Genomic DNA, 15,463 nt, shown 5'->3' on the forward strand with positions numbered 1-15,463 from the left:
CAGGAACTCCACCGCTCCCCCTGCGTTCCAGCGCACCAGGTCACCGGTGCGGTACATCCGGCCGCCCGCCGGGCCGTAGGGATCGGCCACGAACCGTTCGGCGGTCAGAGCCGGCCGGTTCAGGTAGCCGCGTGCCAGACCGGCGCCCGCGATGTACAGCTCACCCGCGACCCCGACGGCGACCGGCTGGAGGTCAGCGTCCAGGACGTAGACCCGCATGTTGTCCAGGGGACGCCCGATCGGGATCCGGGCGGGAACGCTTCCTGCGTTCTCCACGCGGAAGCTGGTGGCGAAGGTGGTCGTCTCGGTCGGGCCGTATCCGTCCACGACCACGGTCCGCGGGCATGCCTCCATGACCCGCCGCACGGCCTCGGCCGGGACCACGTCGCCGCCGGTCCACACCTCGGACACGCCCGTGAAGCACTCCGGGCTCTCCTCAGCCACGAGCCGGAACAAGCCGGCCGTCAGCCACAGGCCGGTGATCCGGTTGTCCTTGATGAGGCGGCCCAGGTCCGCCAGGTCGAGGTCGCCCGGAGGAGCCACCACCACCCGGCCACCGTTCAGCAGCGGCACCCACAGCTCGTAGGTGGAGGCGTCGAACGCCTGAGGCGAGTGGAGCAGTACCGCGCGGTGCGCGTCCGGCCGGAAGGCCCGGTCCGTCGCGAGCGCGGTCACGTCCGCGTGGGTGATCCCCACGCCCTTCGGCACTCCGGTCGAGCCGGAGGTGTACATGGCGTAGGCAAGTTGTTCGGGGTGGACGGTCCCGGGCAGGGACGTGTCCGGCACCACCGCCTCCGTCTCGGCGTCCACCACGATGACCGTGGCGTCGTGCTCGCACTCCAGCGCGGGTGAGGCCGTGTCCGTGAGCAGTAGCGTCACCTGACTGTCCGTCATGATGTGGCGACGACGGGACGCCGGGTAGCGCGGGTCGATCGGGACGTAGACGGCACCGGCCTTGAGCACCGCGAGGATCGACACCACGAGCCCGGCCGAGCGCTCCTGGAACAGGGCGACCCGGTCCTCGGGCCGTACGCCGTGCGCGACCAGCCGACGTGCGAGCCGGTCGGACGACTCGTCCAGTTCGCGGTAGCTCAGCTGCCTCTCGCCGGCCGCCACGGCGACCGCGTCCGGGGTCCGGGCCACCTGAGCGGCGAACCGCTCGGGCACGCCGGCCGGCACGGTGTCCGTGCCGGTGTCGTTCCACCGCCGGAGCACTGTGTGCCGCTCGTCGTCGTCGAGCAGGTCGATCGAGGAGACCGGCAGCTGCGGGTCCGCGGTCGCGGCGGTCAGCAGGCGCTCCAGCCTGCCCATCAGTGCCGTGATCGTTCCGGGGTCGAAGAGGTCGGTGCTGTACTCGACGAATCCGCCGATGCCGCCGGACTTCCCGCTCTCCTCGTCGAACTGCTCGGCGAAGCTGAGGAACAGATCGAACCGGGAGGCGCCGACGAATCCGTCCGCCGCCCCGACGGTAAGCCCGGGCAGCTGCACGTCCGCCGCCGCCGTGGCGTTCTGGAGCGCCAGCATCACCTGGAACAGGGGCTGGTGCGCCGCGGAACGGTTCGGCCGCAGCACCTCGACCAGGTGGTCGAAGGGCACGTCCTGGTGGGCGTACGCACCCAGCGCCGTCTCCCTGGCCCGGCCGACCAGGTCGGCGAAGGAGGGGTTGCCGGAGATGTCGTTGCGCAGCACCAGCGTGTTGACGAAGAACCCGACCAGATCGTCGAGCGCCTCGTCGGTGCGGCCGGCAATAGGGCTGCCGAGCGGGATGTCGTCGCCGGCGCCCAGCCGGCTGAGCAGTGCCGCCACCGCGGCTTGCAGCACCATGAAGGTGCTCGCACCCTCCTGCCTTGCCAGGCCCTTGATCGCGTCGTGCAGCTCCGGGGACAGCAGGATCTCCTGCCGCTCGCCCCTGTAGCTGGCCAGCGCGGGGCGCGGCCGGTCGGCCGGCAGATTGAGCTGGTCGGGCAGACCGGCGAGGGTCCGCTCCCAGTAGGCGACCTGCCGGGAGAATTGGCTCTCGGGGTCGGACTCGTCCCCGAGCAGCTGCCGCTGCCACAGGGTGTAGTCGGCATACTGCACCGGCAGCGCCTCCCACTGCGGCGCCTGCCCGGTGGCGCGGGCCGAATAGGCGCGCACCACGTCCTCGGCGAGCGGGGCCATGGACCAGCCGTCACCGGCGATGTGATGCACCACGAGGACGAACACGTGCTCCGTCGGCGCCAGGGAGAGCAGCGTGGCGGCCACCGGCGGCTCGGCGGTCAGGTCGAAGTGCACGCGGATCGCCTCCTTCGTCGCCTCCTCGACGCCGGCCTCGTCGACCTGTCGGCAGGCCAGCTCGATCCGCGCGTCATCGGGGGCGAGCACCAGTTGCCTCGGCACCCCGTCGACCTCCGGGAAGACGGTGCGCAGTGTCTCGTGCCGGTCGATGACGTCGTACAACGCCGCCCGCAGTGCGTCCCGGTCCAGCTGGCCGGACAGCCGCACCACGAAGGGCATGTTGTACGTCGCGCTCGGACCCTCGATGCGGTGCAACAGCCACATCCTGCGCTGCGCGAACGAGGGCAGCAGCGTCTCGGGACGGGGCATCGGGCGCAGGGCGGGGCGGGCCCGGTCGGCGCCGTCCAGCTGCGTGGCGAGGCCGGCCACGGTCGGGTGCTCGAACAGGGCGCGGACGGGAACCTCGGCACCGAACACCGTACGGATCCGGCTCATCAGGCGGGTCGCCAACAGCGAGTGGCCTCCGACGTCGAAGAAGCTGTCGTCGGCCGCGACGGATTCCACTCCGAGGACCTCGGCGAACAGCCCGCACATGATTTCCTCACGCGGCGAGCGCGGGGCAGCGGTCGCCCGGTCCGCGGGGGCCGCGGCCGGCACCGGCAGCGCCCGCCGGTCGAGCTTGCCGTTGGGCGTCATGGGCAACGCCTCCAGGACGACCACCGCCGACGGGACCATGTATTCCGGCAAGTGCGACGCGATGTACGTGCGCAGCGCGCCGGAGTCGGCCGATCGGCCCGGCACCGGCACCACGTAGCCGGCCAGCCGCTTGTCGCCCGGCCGGTCCTCCCGCAGCACCACGACCGCCTGGGCCACGTCCTCGTGGCGGGCGAGCACCGACTCGATCTCGCCGAGCTCGATGCGGAAGCCGCGCAGCTTCACCTGGTGGTCCACGCGGCCCAGGTACTCCAGCCGCCGGTCGTCGCCCCAGCGGGCGAGGTCACCGGTGCGGTACATGCGGGCGCCCGCGGGACCGAACGGATCGGCGACGAAGCGTTCCGCGGACAGTCCCGGCCGGCCCAGGTAGCCCTGGGCCAGGCCGGAGCCGGCGATGTACAGCTCGCCTGGGACCCGGGGCGGCACCGGGCGGAGCCGTTCGTCGAGGACGTAGACGCTGGTGTTGGCGATCGGCCCACCGATGGTGGGCGCCCCCGGGCGGCCGTCGAGCACAGCGGCGGTGGACCAGATGGTGGTCTCCGTCGGGCCGTACAGGTTCGTCGGCTCGCCACCGGCCGCCAGGAGACGGTCGGCCAGTTCGCGCGGCAGCGCCTCGCCACCGACCAGCTTGCGCAGACCACGTACCGCATCCGGGTCGTACCCGGTCAGCGCCTGCCAGAGCGACGGCGTGCCCTGGAGCACGGTCGCCCCGGCATCTGCCGCCAGGCGCACCAGCGCGGCCGGGTCGCGCACCGCGTCACGGTCGGCGATGACGACCGCCGCGCCGAGGGACAGCGGCAGGTACAGCTCAAGTGCGGCGATGTCGAACGCCACCGTGGTGACGGCGAGCAGCCGGTCCTCCTCCCGCAGCGGGAAGCGCTCGGCCATGTCGTGCAGGAAGTTGGCGAGCGCCCGACGGGGCACCACCACGCCCTTGGGCCGCCCGGTGGAGCCCGAGGTGTAGATCACGTACGCGGGGTGCTCCGGGTGTACCGGTACGCTCCGCTCGCCGTCGTCCCATGCGGTCGAGGGCAGTTCCCCGAGGGCGCGGACGGTGCCGGGGTCATCGAGGAGCACCGGCTCCGTGCTGTCAGGGAGAGCCCGGGAGACGGCGTGGGCCGAGACGACGAGCCGGGGCCGGGCGTCGGCGAGCATGTAGGCGAGCCGTTCCGCCGGCAGGTCGGGGTCCACCGGGAGATAGGCCGCTCCGGAGCGCAGCACTGCCAGCAGCGCCACCAGCATGTCGGTGCCGCGGGGCAGGGCGACGGCGACGATCCGGCCCGCCGCCGCGCCCCGCTCGATCAGGTGCCGGGCCAAGCGGGTGACCCGCTCGTCCAGCTCGCTGTAGGTCAGCGAGGCGTCGGCGCCCCGCACCGCCAGGGCACGGGGGGTGGCGGCGGCCCGCCGGGCCAGCAGCAGGTCGACACCATCGGGCGCGACGTCGCGTACCGGTCCCGTACCCGCGGCACGCACCAGTTCGTGCTCCGCCGGGTCCATGAGATCCAGCTCGCCGATGGGGCGGTCGGGCGCGGCGGTCGCCTCGGACAGCAGGCGCACCAGACGGGCGACCACGGTCGCCACGCGCTCGCCGTCGTAGAGGTCGGCCGCGTAGCTCACCGTGCCGGTGATGCCGGCCGGCGCACCGTCCTCGGTGCGGTGTTCGGCGAAGGTGAAGGAGAGGTCGAACTTCTCCGTCTCCAGGGGGAATTCCTCCGGCACCGACTCCAGGCCGGGCAGGCCCATGCCCCAGTCGGCCTGGGCGGCGTTCTGCAGGTTGAGCGACACCTGGAACAACGGATGGCGGGCCATCGACCGGCCGGGGTTGAGCGCCTCCACCAGCCGTTCGAACGGAAGGTCCTGATGGGCGTAGGCGGCCAGGTCGGTCGCACGGACCCGGTCGAGCAGCTCGGTGAAGGTCGGGTCGCCGGACACATCGGTGCGCAGCACCAGGGTGTTGACGAAGAAGCCGACCAGGTCGTCGAGCGCCTCGTCGGTACGTCCGGCGATGAGGCTGCCGATCGGGATGTCATCGCCGGCGCCGAGGCGCGACAGCAGCGCGGACAGACCGCTCTGGAGCACCATGTAGACGCTCGCCTGGCGGGACCGCGCCACCTCGGTCACCCGCCGGTGGACCTCTGCGGGGATCTCGACCGGCACCCGACCACCCCGGTAGCTCGCCACGGCGGGGCGGGGCCGGTCCGTCGGCAGGGACAGTTCCTCGGGGAGCGAGGCGAGCGTCCGCTCCCAGTAGCTCAACTGCTGGGAGATCGGGCTGGTCGCGTCGGCCTCGTCGCCGAGCACCTCGTGCTGCCACAGCGCGTAATCGGCGTACTGCACCGGCAGCGGTCGCCAGCCGGGCTCCCGTCCGTCGGCTCGGTCCCGGTAGGCGGTGGCGAGGTCGGCCAGCAGCGGCGCCAGCGACCATCCGTCGGCGGCGACGTGGTGCAGGGTGACCGCGAGGACGTGAGTGTCCGGAGCGAGGGCGAAGAGCCGGGCGCGTACCGGGATCTCCCGCGTGAGGTCGAAGCCGCGGCTCACCTCGGCCGCCAGCAGCCCGGCCAGGCGGTCCTCGGACGTCTCGACGACCTCCAGTTCGATCTCGGCCTCGTCCGCACCGAGCACCCGCTGGTAGGGGACGCCTTCGGACTCGCCGAAGACGGTGCGGAACACCTCGTGACGGCGTGCCAGATCCCGCAGGGCCTCGGCCAGTGCCTCCAGGTGCAGCTCCCCCGTCAGGCGCAGGGCGATCGGCAGGTTGTACGCCGAACCGGCCTCGTGGTCGAAGCGGTTGAGGAACCACAGGCGGCGCTGCGCGAAGGACAGCGGGACGGCGTCCGGACGCGGCATCGGCGTCAGCGCGCGCCGGCCGGTTGCGGCCGTGGTGAGCTGCGCAGTCAGCTGGGCCACCGTCGGTGCCTCGAAGATCGCACGGATCGGCAGTTCGAGGTCGAAGGCGGAGCGGATGCGGCTGATCAAGCGGGTGGCGAGCAGCGAGTGGCCACCCATCTCGAAGAAGTTGTCATGGATGCCGACGTCCGGCACCCCGAGCATGTCCGCGAACAGGTGGCAGAGAATCTCCTCCTGCGGCGTGCGCGCGGCGGCCGACCCCTGGGGGTCGTGGCGGTGCGCCGGGGCGGGAAGCGCCTTGCGGTCCACCTTCCCGTGCGCGGTCGTGGGCAACTCGTCGAGGGTCACGAAAGCCTGCGGGATCATGTACTCGGGCAGGCGCTCGGCGAGGAACGCGGACAGGTCCGCCGGCGCGGGAAGCGCGGCGTCCGGTGCCGGAACCAGGTATGCCACAAGGCGCTGGTCCCCCGGCTGGTCCTCCCGCACGATCACCGTGACGGCACCGACGGCCGGATGTGCGGCCGCCGCCACCTCGATCTCGCCCAGCTCGATGCGGAAGCCCCGCAGTTTGACCTGGTCGTCGGACCGGCCGACGTACACCAGTTCGCCGCCCCTGGTCCACTTGGCCAGGTCGCCGCTGCGGTACATCCGGGAGCCGGCCGCGCCGAACGGATCGGCGACGAACCGTTCCGCGGTCAGCGACGGCTGGTGAAGATAGCCCCGGGCCAGCCCCTCACCGGCGAGGTACAGGTCTCCGGTCACTCCCTCGGGCACCGGCTGGAGCCCCGCGTCGAGCACGTACAGCCGCGTGTTGGCCTGCGGGCGGCCGATCGGCACCGGACCGTCCGGCACCGGGGTACCGGGGGCGATACGGAATTCGGCGCAGTTCACCGTCGCCTCGGTGGGACCGTAGACATTGCGCACCGTGACGTCCGGGTGCGCGGCGCGCCACTCGCGCAGCACCGCACCGTGCAGGGCCTCGCCGCCGAGCAGGAGGTCGCCCGTGGGCGAGTAGCCGTCCGGCAGTGCGTTGAGCAGCGGCAGGTGGCTGGGAGTCGCCTTGAGGAAGGTGGCCGGCGCCGTGGCGAGCCCGGCCGCCTCGTGAGGTGCCGGTTCGGTGAGGGAGGCGAGGTTGACGCATCCCCCGACCAGCAGCGGCGTGTAGAGACCGGTGACGGTGAGGTCGAACGACACCGGCGAGTGCACCAGCGCGACGCCCTCCGCCGACGGGTACGCCCGGGTGGTGAACGCCAGATAGTCGGTGAGCGAGCGGTGCTCGATCACGACTCCCTTGGGACGTCCCGTGGAACCCGAGGTGTAGATGACGTACGCCGCGTCCCGCGCCGAGACCGGTCGCGACCGCTCGTCGTCGGTCAGGGGGGCGCTCGACCGGGTGGCCAGGTCCCGCACGGTCCCGGGCAGGTCGAGCCGGATGACGGGCGCGCCGTCCGTCGGCAGTACCGGAGCCGTGGCCACGTCCGTCAGCACCACCGCGGGAGCGGCGTCGCCGAGCACGAAGGCGATGCGATCGGCGGGGTTTCCCGGGTCGATGGGCAGGTACGCGGCACCCGCCTTCAGCACACCGAGAAGGGCGACGACCAGGTCCGGGGTCCTGGGGAGCGCGACCGCCACCAGGGAACCGGGGCCGGCCCCGGCCGCCGTCAGGTGGCGGGCGAGCCGGTTCGCGGCCGCGTCGAGCTCGGCGTAGGACAGCGTCAGCGACCCGTCCGTCACCGCCGGGGCCTGCGGAGTGCGCGCCGCCTGCGCGGCGAACCGCTCCGGCAGGTGCTGCGCCGGGACCGGCGCAGCGGTGTCGTTGTACTCCTCCACGAGCCGATGCCGCTCCGCGGGGGACAGCACGTCGATGCTGTCGATGGGCTGGTCGGCATCGGTCACCGCGGAGCTCAGCACACGGCCCAGGTACTCGGCGAACCGCTGCGCCGTGTCCTCGTCGAAGAGGTCCACGCTGTACTGGATGTCGCCCTGCAGACCGGCCGGCAGGCCGTTCTCGTCGTACTCCTCCGAGAAGCCGAAGGCGAGGTCGTAACGGGCCGCGCCCAGGTTCACGACGTACGCGCCGACCTCCAGGCCATGCATCTCCGACGCGTAGTCGGGCAGGTTCTGAAGGTTGAGCAGCACCTGGAACAGGGGGTTCCGGGCCAGGGAGCGCTGCGGGTTGATCGCCTCGACCAGTCGTTCGAACGGCACGTCCTGGTTCGCGTAGGCGTTGAGGTCGGTGTCCCTCACGCGGTCGATGAGCTGCCGGAACGTCGGCCGACCGGAGGTGTCGGTGCGCAGCACCAGCATGTTGGTGAGGAAGCCGACCATGTCGTCGAGCGCCTCGTCGGTGCGGCCCGCGATCACGCTGCCGATCGGGATGTCGGTGCCCGCCCCCACACGGTGCAGCATGGTGGCCAGACCAGCCTGCAGCACCATGTACAGACTCGCGCCGGTCTCCTGCGACAGCTCCAGCAGCCGCTGGTGCAGACCGGCGCCCAGCCGGTAGTACACAGGCATGCCGCGGTAGCTCGCGACGGCCGGACGGGGGCGGTCCACCGGGAGCGTCAGCTCCTCGGGCAGTCCCGCCAGGTTCTCCTCCCAGTACTGCAGCTGCTTGGCGAAGGAGCTGTCCGGGTCGTTCTCGTCACCCAGCACCTCCTGCTGCCACAGGGCGTAGTCGGCGTTCTGCACCGGCAGCGGATCCCACTGCGGCTCCCGGCCTTCGCAGCGTGCCTCGTAGGCCCGCGCCAGGTCGGTCGCCAACGGCTTCATCGACCAGCCGTCGCCCGCGATGTGGTGCAGGACGAACAGCAGGACGTGGTCCTCGTCGTCAAGGGCGAACAGCGACACCCGCAGCGGAACCTCGGTGGTCAGGTCGATGCCCTTGCGGACCTCGGCCTCCAGGGCGGCGTCCAGGTCCTCCGCCCGTGCCGTCACCACCTTGAGCTCCGTCTGCGCCTCTTCCGCGGGAAGGATCCGCTGGTAGGGCACGCCGTCGACCTCGGGGAAGACCGTCCGCAGGGCCTCGTGCCGGGCCGTGAGGTCGTTGAGCGCCCCGGCGAGCGCGGTGCGGTCGAGCGGTCCCGTGAGGCGGATGGAGATCGGCATGTTGTACGTGGCGCTCTGGCCGTCGAAGCGGTTGATGAACCACAGGCGACGCTGAGCGAACGACAGGGGGATGAGCTCGGGCCGGGGCATGGCGCGCAGAGCGCTGCGCCCGGAGCGGGCGTCGTCGAGCCGTGCGCCGAGCGCCGCGGCCGTGGGCGCGTCGAACACCGCCCGGATGGGCAGCTCCACGCCGAAGGCAGCACGGATCCGGCTGACCAGGCGGGTGGCGAGCAGGGAGTCGCCGCCCAGCTCGAAGAAGCTGTCGTCGATGCCCATGTCCGGCCGACCGAGGAGGCGGGCGAACAGGGAGAGCAGCTGCTCCTCACGGGCGTTGCGTGCGGCCCGTCCGGCGACGGCCACGTCCGGCGCCGGCAGTGCCTTGCGGTCGACCTTTCCGTTGGCCGTGAGCGGGAGGCGCTCCAGCACCACGAAGGCCGAAGGAACCATGTACTCGGGCAGTTCATCACTCAGCACCCGGCGCACGTCCGCCTCGGCGGGAGGCGTCGCCCCGTCCACGGGGACCAGATAGGCGACGAGCCGGTGCTGGCCCTCGGCCTCGCGCCGGGCGACCACCGCGGCCTGGGCGACGTCCGGGCGGCGCGCGAGGGCCGCCTCCACCTCGCCCAGCTCGATGCGGAAGCCGCGGATCTTGACCTGGTCGTCGGCACGACCGGCGAACACCAGCCTTCCCTCGGCGGTCCAGCGCACCAGGTCGCCCACCCGGTACATCCGAGTGCCCGCCGGGCCGAAGGGATCGGCCACGAAGGAGGCGGAGGTGAGCCCGGGCGCGGCCCAGTACCCTGCCGCCAGCCCCTCACCCGCGATGTACAACTCGCCGACGACGCCGACGGGCACCGGCCGCAGCGCGCCGTCCAGCACGTACACCCGCATGTTGTCCATCGGGCCGCCGATCGGTACGGCGTCGGAAGGCGGGTTGGCGGCATCCATCCGGTGGTAGGTGGCGAAGCTCGTGGTCTCGGTCGGCCCGTAGGTGTCCTTGACCACCATGTGCGGGAAACGCTCCAGGACCCGCCGGACCGACGCGGCGGGCACCACGTCACCGCCGGCCAGCAGCTCCTGCACCGGAGCCAGACACTCAAGGTCCTCGTCGACCACCAGCCGGAACAGACCGGCGGTCAGGTGCAGGGCCGTCACGTCGTATTCGGCCAGGAGCCTGCCGAGCGTCGCCACGTCCAGGTCCTCCGGCGGGGCGAGCACGATCTGCCGGCCGTTGAGCAGGGGCACCCACAGCTCGTAGTTGGAGGCGTCGAACGCGTGCGGGGCGTGCATGAGCACCCTGCGGTTCGCGTCCGAAGTGAAGCAGCGGTCGAGCGCGAAAGCCAGCAGGTCGCGGTGGGTGACCGCGACGCCCTTGGCCTGGCCGGTGGAGCCGGAGGTGTACATGATGTAGGCGAGCTGCTCCGGATGCCCCGCCTGCTGCGGTTCGGTGACGGGCTGCTCCGCCAGTCGCGGATCCCGGTCCACGACCACGAGCGGGATCCCGGTTCGCGGAGCGGTGTCCACCGATGCGGCGTCCACCAGCAGCACCGCGGCGTCCGTCCCGGTCACGATGCCGGCCTGCCGCGCAGAGGGGGCGCGTACGTCGAGCGGCACATATGCCGCGCCGGCCTTGAGCACGGCAAGGAGCGAGACGACGAGGTCCGGGGAACGGCGCTGTAGCACTGCCACCCTGGAACCCGTGGTTACCCCCGAGCCGCGGAGCAGGTGCGCGAGCCGGTTCGCGGCCGTGTCGAGCTCTCTGTAGGTGATGCTCCCGCCCTGCCAGATGAGGGCCACCTCGTCCGGGAAGCGCTCGACCTGCTCGGCGAAGCGCCGTTGCACCGTCGAGCTGAGCGCGGGCACCTCGACCGCGGTGTCGTTCCAGGAGGTCAGCAGTTGCGTGCGCTCGGAGTCGGTCACGAGCCGCAGCTGCGACAGCCGCCGCTGCGGGTCACCGGCCAGCTGTCCCAGGACGGACGCCGTGCGCTCCCAGAGGAGGGCGGCCGTCGCCGCGTCGAACATCGACGACCGGTAGTGCACCTGTCCGGCGAGTCCGCCGCTGTCCGACCGCTCGGCCAGGACGACGGCGAGGTCGAACTTCTCGACGCCCAGGACGGTGTCGTCCTGGCGTACGACGAGCCCGGGCAGGTCGACGGCGGCGTCACCGCGGTCACTTACTGCCAACGCGATCTGCGCCAGCGGGTGGCGCGCCGCGACGAGGTCCGGTTCGAGCTGCCGCAGCAGCCGCTCGAACGGCACCGGACGCAGGCGTGCCTCGGCGGCCACGGTCCCTGACCGGACGAGCAGCTCCTCCCCGGCCGGGTCCCCGGATGTGTCGACGCGCAGCACGGACAGCCCCGACGAGAGGGAGGCGTCGTCCGCCGGCAGGCGGCCGAAGGAGGCGATGGGCACGTCGGTGCCGGCGCCCATGCCGCTCAGCACGATCGCGAACGCGACCCGCAGAACCGTCTCCAGGTCCGTGCCGGTGCGGTCGGCGAGTGCGTTGAGGGACTCCAGGAGCTCAGCCGGCAGGTGGACCGGCACGCTCTGCGACGGCTGGGTCTCCACCGCGGGACGGGGCCGGTCGGTTGGGAGAGCGAGTTCCTCCGGCAGCCCCGCGAGCTGCCCGGTCCACCAGGCGAGGGCCTCCTCGTCCTGCGGCGCGGGGTCCTGGGCCCAGCGCACCGGCACACCGGTGACCCGGGCCCGGTAGGCCGCCGCCAGGTCACGCAGCAGACGGCCGGCTGCCCAGTCGTCACCGGCTATCCGGTGCACCACCGTCAGCAGCACCGATTCCGTCTCGTCGATGCGGAACAGCGTGAAGCGCACCGGGAGTTGCGCGGTGAGGTCGAAGCCGTCGGCCGCCGCCGCCATCAGAGCGGCCTCGTCGAAGTCGGCGACCGTGAGCGGAGTGCGTACGCTCTCGGGTGCCAGTACCGCTCCACTCGGCTCGCCGTCGCGCTCCGGGTAGCGGGTGCGCAGCGCCTCGTGGCGAGCGATGAGATCGCGCAGGGCGCCCTCCAGATCCTTGACGGCGAGCTCACCGGTCAGGCGGACGGCGAAGGGCACGTTGTGGGTGGAGGCCCGATGGTCCTCGAACCTGTTGATGAACCACAGTCGGCGGTCTGCCCGGGACAGTTCGACCGTGCGCGTCACGGCGTCGGCCGCCGCACCGCTGCCGGGAAGGCCGGCCTCGATGCGGGCGGTCAGCGCCTCGACGGTCGGGGCCTCGAAGACGACACGGATCGGCACATCGACCCCGAACGCGGCGCGGATCCGCCCCACCAGCCGGATCGCCAGCAGCGAATGCCCGCCGAGGCGGAAGAAGTCGTCGTCGACGCCGACCTCCGGGACACCGAGCACGTCGGCGTACAGGCCACAGACGATCTCCTGGCCCGGGGTCGAGGGCGCGCGCCGGCTACCGCCGGCTGCCGCGGCCACCGGGGCCGGCAGGGCGGCCTTGTCCACCTTGCCGCTCCTGGTCAGCGGCAGCTCGTCCAGGACGACGAAGGCCGAGGGCACCATGTGGGCGGGCAGCACGCCCGCGAGGTGGTCGCGCAGCTCCTCGGCGTCGGCGCCGTCGAGAACCACGTACGCCACCAGGCGACGGTCGCCGGGACGGTCCTCGCGGACCGTGACGACCGCCTGCCGTACCGCGGCGTGGCCGCGGACGGCGGACTCGATCTCCCCGATCTCGATCCGGAAGCCCCGGATCTTGACCTGGTCGTCGGCACGGCCGACGAACGTGAGCTCGCCGGACTCGTTCCAGGCGACCAGGTCACCGGTGCGGTACATGCGTTCACCGGCCACGCCGAACGGGTTGGCGACGAAGCGCTCCGCGGTCAGCGCAGCGCGGCGCAGATAGCCACGGGCCAGCCCGGCACCGGCGAGGTACAGCTCACCGGTGGCACCGACCGGCACCGGCCGCAGCGCGTGGTCCAGGACATAGGCACGCACGTTGTCGAGCGGCTTGCCGATGGAGGGCGCGCTGCCGGCCGGGGTGAGCGGGCCGGTCATGGTGGCGGCCACCGTGGCCTCGGTCGGGCCGTACGCGTTGACCATGTGCCGTCCGGGCGCCCAGGCGGCGACCACCTCGGCCGAACATGCCTCTCCGCCCACCATCAGCCCGCGCACCGTGCCCAGGCTGCCGGCCGGCATCATCGACAGCGGCGACGGCGGGATCATGAGATGGGTGACCTGTCGCTCGTCGAGCAGCGCGGCCAGGTCGGGACCGGGAGCGAGCCTCTCCTCGGCGGCGCAGACCAGCGTGGCACCGGTGAGCAGCGCCTTCGACAGCTCCCAGTACGAGGCGTCGAAGCTGGGGGAGACGAACTGCAGCACTCGGTCACCGGGGCCGACACGGTGGTTGCGGCGCTGCACCTCCACCGCGTTGGCCAGGCCCAGGTGGCTGACCACGACACCCTTCGGCCTCCCGGTCGAGCCCGAGGTGTAGATGACGTAGGCCGGGTTCAGCAGGTGTGTCGGTGCGGTGCGCTCGTCGTCGGCCAGCGGAATGCGCGGGGCCTCCGCCAGCGTCGCGCCGAACTGCGCGTCGTCGAGCCGGAGGCATCCGGTGTCCCCGGTGTCGGGCAGCAGCTGTGCGACGGCGGTCGTGGTGAGCACCATCGAGGGACGTGCGTCCTCGATGAGGTAGGCGATGCGGTCCCGCGGGTATCGGGTGTCCACGGGCAGGTAGGCGGCCCCGGCCTTGGCGACGGCCAGCACCGACAGCACGAACTCGACCGACCGCGGCAGAGCCAGCGCCACGATCTGCTCGGGTCCGATCCCCTGGGCCACGAGCACCCGGGCCAGCTGGTTCGCTCGCGCGTCCAGCTCCGCGTAGGTCAGGGTCTCCGACTCGAACTCGACGGCGACAGCCTCCGGGGTACGGGCGGCCTGCGCCTCGAAGAGCTGCGCGAGGGTGGCCGGCTCGACCGGACGATCCGTCTCGTTGAACCGTACGAGGAGACGGTGCCGCTCGGCGGTGTCCAGGAGCGTCAGTCGCCCAACGAGCTCCTTGGGGGCGACCGCCAGGGACTCCAGGAGCTGCCGTGCCCGCTCCAGCAGGGTCGCGGTCTCCTCGGCGGTGAACAGATCGGGCTGGTAGCTCAGCCGCAGGTGCAGCCGCTCCCCCGGCAGCGCGATCAGCGCGACGGGGTAGTGGCTGTAGTCGGTGCCCTCGGAGTCGAGCACCTGCAGGCCGGTACCGGGCAGGCTCTCGGCGTTGTGATCGACGGGGAAGCTCTCGAACACGGTCATCGTGTCGAACAGCTCGGCTCCGCCCGCAAGGCGCTGAATGGCGGCGAGTCCCAGGTGCTGGTGGGGCAGCAGCTCCGACTGCTCGGTCTGCAGCCGGACCAGCATGTCGATCAGGGGCTCGTCCGGCCGTATCCGCACCCGCACCGGGAGGGTGTTGAGGAACAGACCGACCATGTTCTCGACACCGGGGAGCTCCGGCGGCCGGCCGGAGACAGTGGTGCCGAACACCACGTCCCGCCGGCCGGTGAGCTGGCTCATCAGCAGTGCCCACACGCCCTGGACGACCGTGTTCAGGGTGATGGAGTGACGGCGCGCGAGGGTCGTCAGCGCCGTGGTCAGTGAACGGCTCAGGTCCAGCGTGGCCCGCGCGGGCACCACCGCTTCCCGGCCCGGCGGGACCGGCCGGACCACCATGGGTCCGGAGAGGTCCCCGAGCGCCCGGGTCCACGCCTCTTCGGCTGCCGGCCGGTCCCGGCCGGCCAGCCAGACCAGGAAGTCCCGGAACGGCGGCACCGGAGGCAGACCACTGTCGTCGGTACCGCCCCGTGCGTAGAGCGTGAACAGCTCGCTCAGCAGCAGCGGGATGGACCAGCCGTCCAGCAGAATGTGGTGGTGCGTGAACAGCAGACGGCACTTGTCGTCGGCGAGGCGGATCAGCGTGAAGCGCAGCAGCGGCGGACGGGCGAGGTCGAACCGGCGAACCCGGTCCTCCTCGGTGAGCCGCGCCAGCTCGGACTCGCGCTGGTCCTCCGCGAGTCCGCTCAGATCGTGTTCGTCCCACGGAACGGTCACCTCGCGCAGCACCAGCTGGACCGGCTGGGACGAGCTGCGGTGCTGGAAGGCCGTACGGAGGTTGGCGTGGCGGCGCAGCACGGTGGCCGCGGCCGCCTGAAAGACCTCGGCGTCCACACGGCCGGCCAGGTCGACGCTGAGCTGCGAGGTGTAGAGGTCCACGCTGCGGTCGTCGTAGAGGCTGTGGAACAGCAGCCCCTCCTGCAACGGCGTCAGGGGCAGGATCGCTTCAACTGCAGACGTGCTCATTCCGGCAACCTCCACTCAGATTCGAACATCTTCAATTCGTCATCGGACAGCGACACCAGCGACAGATCGATCGCCTCGTCACCACCCGGTTCCGGCGCTTCGTCCGGCGCATCAGGTGCTGCCGGAGTGTCGTGGCCGGACATATCGGCGACGGCCGCCATCGCCGCCACCGTCTTGTGCCGGAATACATCACGGGCCGTCAGGACTACCCCTGCGGAACGCAGTCGGCTGACGAGCTGGATCGAGATGATGCTGTCGCCGCCGAGGTCGAAGAAGT

At 72.0% G+C, this 15,463-nt stretch carries 2 protein-coding genes; both read right to left on the reverse strand.

Annotation, left to right across the window (positions count from 1 at the left end):
* A partial coding sequence (locus LE181_RS29755) for a non-ribosomal peptide synthetase (protein WP_225664619.1) occupies positions 1-15,186 on the reverse strand: 15,186 nt, incomplete at its 3' end.
* Positions 15,183-15,463: phosphopantetheine-binding protein (locus LE181_RS29760; RefSeq protein WP_225664620.1), on the reverse strand; the 281-nt coding region annotated here is incomplete at its 5' end. The genes LE181_RS29755 and LE181_RS29760, both read right to left, overlap by 4 nt.

Origin of the sequence: Streptomyces sichuanensis, from assembly GCF_020328095.1 — a bacterium.
Lineage (GTDB): Bacteria > Actinomycetota > Actinomycetes > Streptomycetales > Streptomycetaceae > Streptomyces > Streptomyces cinnamoneus.